Genomic DNA, 3,837 nt, shown 5'->3' with positions numbered 1-3,837 from the left:
GGCGGATCGCGCGGGATCGGCCGCGCCGTCGTCGACGGGCTGGTCGCCGAGGGCGCGCGGGTCGCGTTCTGCGCCCGCGGCGAGGACGGCGTGCGCGCGGCGGAGACGCAGCTGCGCGCCGCCGGCGCCGACGTCGTCGGGACCGCCGTGGACGTGGCCGACGGAGCCGCCGTCGCGTCCTGGGTGGAGGCCTCGGCGCAGCACTTCGGCCAGGTCGACGCCGTGGTGGCCAACGTCAGCGCGCTCGCCATCGGGCCGGGCGAGCAGAACTGGCGCGACAGCTTCCAGGTCGACCTGATGCACACCGTGGCGCTGGTCGAGGCCGCGCTGCCGCACCTCGAGCGCAGCGACGCCGCGTCGGTCACGGCGGTGTCGAGCGTGTCCGGTCGCGAGATCGACTTCGCGGACGGCTCGTACGGGGTGATGAAGGCGGCGCTGGTGCACTACACGTCCGGGCTCGCCCACGACCTCGCCTCCCGCGGGGTCCGGGCCAACGCCGTGTCCCCCGGCAACGTCTACTTCGACGGCGGCGTGTGGCAGCAGACCGAGCGGGACGCCCCGGACTTCTTCGCCGACGTCCTCTCGCTCAACCCGACCGGACGGATGGGCACACCCGAGGAGACGGCGTACGCCGTGGTGAGCCTCGTCAGCCCGCGGGCGAGCCGGATCAGCGGGACGAACCTCGTCGTCGACGGGGCACTCACGAAGGGCGTGCAGCTCTAGACGCAGATTCGGCCTCGAGCAGCGGCGCCCGGGCCCGATCGAACGTCACGTGATGGTTCGGCAGGCAGCCATTTCGTAACGTCCGGCGCTCTCCGGCTGCCGGGTCGGGCGTCGTACGGGCCGGCGTCGGAGCAGAGGGACGGCATCGGAAGGCCCGAGCGGCGATTCCGGTCTCGTCCCGCACGGACCGGTGCCTGTCGATCACCTCGTGGACATCTGGACGTGGTCGTGCGGACACCCTGGCGGCGCATGTTGTGCAACGTGGACGACGAGACGCCCGAGACCCCTGCCGAGACCGGCACTCCGACGGACGGCCCCGGGAGCACGACCGCACCCCGCCCGGTGGCACCCGCCGAGCTGGACCCGCGCCTGGCCGATCCGTCGCGGTTCCGGGTCGACGACTCCGACGACGACGACCCGACGCTGCTCGGCCCGGACGGCGCGAAGGTCGACACCTGGCGCGAGGGATACCCCTACGACGCCCGCCTGAGCCGCGAGGAGTACGAGCGCACCAAGCGTCTGCTGCAGATCGAGCTGCTCAAGCTGCAGAACTGGGTCAAGGACACCGGCAGCCGGATCGTGGTGCTGTTCGAGGGCCGGGACGCCGCCGGCAAGGGCGGGACGATCAAGCGGTTCACCGAGCACCTCAACCCGCGCGGCGCCCGCGTCGTCGCGCTGGAGAAGCCGTCCGAGCGCGAGGCCGGGCAGTGGTACTTCCAGCGCTACGTCGCGCACCTGCCCTCGGCCGGGGAGATCGTGCTGTTCGACCGCAGCTGGTACAACCGCGCCGGCGTCGAGCGCGTCATGGGCTTCACCGACCCGCGCAACTACATGGAGTTCCTGCGCGCCACCCCGGAGCTGGAACGGATGCTCGTGCGCAGCGGGGTGCACCTGGTCAAGCTGTGGTTCTCGGTGTCGCGCGACGAGCAGCGCACCCGGTTCCTGATCCGCCAGGTCGACCCGGTCCGGCAGTGGAAGCTCTCCCCGATGGACCTGGCCTCGCTGGACAAGTGGGAGTCCTACACCGAGGCGAAGGAGGCGATGTTCTTCTACACCGACACCGCCGACGCACCCTGGACGGTGATCAAGAGCAACGACAAGAAGCGGGCCCGGCTCGAGGCCATGCGCCACGTGCTCTCGCTGTTCGACTACCCGGACCGGGATTCCGAGATCGCCTCCGCCGCGGACCCGTTGATCGTCGGCCCGGCCGCGTCGATGTTCGAGCACGACGAGACCCCGCACCGCTTCCCGCCGCTGTCCGACCAGCGTAGGAGATAGCGCCACGGGCTACGGCTCCACCAGCAGCGTCGCGGTGAACGAGTGCCCGACGCCGAGACCGGCGTCGGCGGCGGCGCGCTCGCGGGCCAGCAACCCGTCCGCGAGACGGCCCGCGTCGCGCTCGGACAGCGCACGGCCGGTGAACGGCTTCAGCGTCGCGTTCCAGCGTTCGGCGAACCCGGCCAGGTGCGCGAGGACCTCGGCCGGCGCGCCCTCGAGCGCCGGGGTGAAGCGCAGCTGCTCGGCGCGGACGCCGTCCGGGTCCCGGACCAGGGCGTTGACCAGGCTGCGAAAGCGCGGTACCTCGGGGTGGAACGTGCCGGTCGCGGTGTGCCGCCCGACCAGCACCGACCGGTCGGTGTGGGCGCGGCGGGTGATCCGCGCACCGGTCGCGGCGGCGGCCCGGTCCACGACGCGGTCCAGGGACGGGCGGTCGTGGAACGTCATCGGCTCCTCGATGTGCTCCCCGCCGGCGAAGAAGCTCATCGCGTAGTCCCAGCGCTCGAGATGCCAGCGCGGCTGCCACTCCACCGAATAGCGGCCCAGCACGTCGACGACCACGACCGCCCGCCGCCGGCGTGCGGTGATCGAACCCAGCACCGACGCCAGCGCGTCGGCGAGCTCGTCGGCGGTCAGGTGCGAGTAGGGCACGCCGCAGGACAGGTAGAGGTCGAACGCTCCGCCGGGGAGCTCGTCGCGCACGTCGCCGAGCACGAACTCCGCCCGCGGGGACGTGGTGTGCGCGGCCGCGGTGGCGACCATCTCGGGGTCGACGTCCAGGCCGACGTAGCGGCAACGGGACTCCGGCAGCACCACGACGCCGTCCGCCCCGGGCGCGGTGAGCAGCGCGAACCCGTCGGCGGTGCCGCTGCCGACGTCGAGCACCCGGACCGGTCCGTCGTCCGGGAGGTCCAGCCAGGACAGCGCACGGGCGATGATCCGGCGCGAGATCGGCTCCTCGGACGACACCTTCACCGGGTCGCGCCGCTGCGGTGAGAGGTAGTGCTGCGCAGCGCCCTCGTAGGAGGCGGTGGTGCGGGACGGGGACTCGTCGAGATCGCGTTCGGACGGGCTCACCACCCCTTCCTACCCCGGCGACGGCACTCCGGCGGGGATCAGAACGATCTTTCCCACGTGCGCCGACCGCGCGAAGCGCTCCTGCGCGGTCCCGATGTCGGCCAGGTCGTGGCGCTCGGCGACCCACGGGTCGATCCGGCCGGCGACGGCGTCGGCGGCCAACCGGTCGAAGTGCGCCGGGGTGTGCATCGAGGACCCGATGAGCGCGATGTTGTGCAGGTAGAGCCGCCGCAGGTCGAGGGCGACCTCCGGTCCGGCGACCGCGCCCGCGACCACCCAGCGCCCGCCGTCGCGCACCGCCGGCAGCAGGGCGGGCAGCAGCGGGCCGCCCGCGACGTCGGCGACCGCGTCCAGGCCCTCCGGCGCCAGCGCGGCGACGGTCGCGGCCAGCGCGTCCGGCGTCGCGTCCCGGTGCACGACCTCCGCGGCCCCGGCCTCGCGCAGCAGGTCGGCCTTCCCGGGCGCGGTGAGGGCGACGACCCGCGCACCGCGGGCGGCCGCGAGCTGCACCAGCGCCAGCCCGACGCCGCCGGACGCGCCGGTGACCAGCACCGTCTCCCCCGCACCGATCCCGGCGCGCTCGAGCATCCCGGTCGCCGTGCCGTAGGCGACCGGGAGGCAGGCCAGCTGCTCGTCGGTCAGCGGGGAGCCGGTCATGTCGTGCGCCCGACCCGCCGCGACGACGACGTACTGGGCGAACCCGCCGTCGGCCTCGCTGCCCAGCAGCCCGACCGGGTTCGCGTCCGGGCCCGGCCCGTC

The 3,837-nt window shown here is 73.7% G+C and carries 4 protein-coding genes; 2 read left to right on the top strand and 2 right to left on the bottom strand.

Translation table 11 applies throughout. The features are described 5' to 3' along the window. The coding region (locus tag I4I78_RS31000) for an SDR family NAD(P)-dependent oxidoreductase (RefSeq protein ID WP_218615065.1) at nucleotides 1-723 on the top strand (723 nt) is incomplete at its 5' end. A 357-nt stretch (nucleotides 724-1,080) separates the two neighbouring features. Further along, nucleotides 1,081-2,001, top strand: a complete 921-nt coding sequence (gene ppk2 / locus I4I78_RS30995) for a polyphosphate kinase 2 (RefSeq protein ID WP_226380775.1) — start codon at nucleotides 1,081-1,083, stop codon at nucleotides 1,999-2,001. Nucleotides 2,002-2,010: 9 nt separating this feature from the next. Here the strand turns inward: ppk2 and I4I78_RS30990 are convergent, their stop codons facing one another. Both I4I78_RS30990 and I4I78_RS30985 read right to left on the bottom strand, forming a co-directional pair. Beyond that, entirely contained in the window at nucleotides 2,011-3,078 is a 1,068-nt protein-coding gene (locus I4I78_RS30990) for a class I SAM-dependent methyltransferase (protein ID WP_218615063.1), read from the bottom strand. 9 nt (nucleotides 3,079-3,087) lie between these two features. Further along, the coding region (locus tag I4I78_RS30985) for a zinc-binding dehydrogenase (protein WP_218615062.1) at nucleotides 3,088-3,837 on the bottom strand (750 nt) is incomplete at its 5' end.

Source organism: Pseudonocardia sp. KRD291 (assembly GCF_019263595.1).
In the GTDB taxonomy this organism is placed as follows: domain Bacteria; phylum Actinomycetota; class Actinomycetes; order Mycobacteriales; family Pseudonocardiaceae; genus Pseudonocardia.
This window is presented reverse-complemented; position numbering and strand designations above follow the sequence as displayed.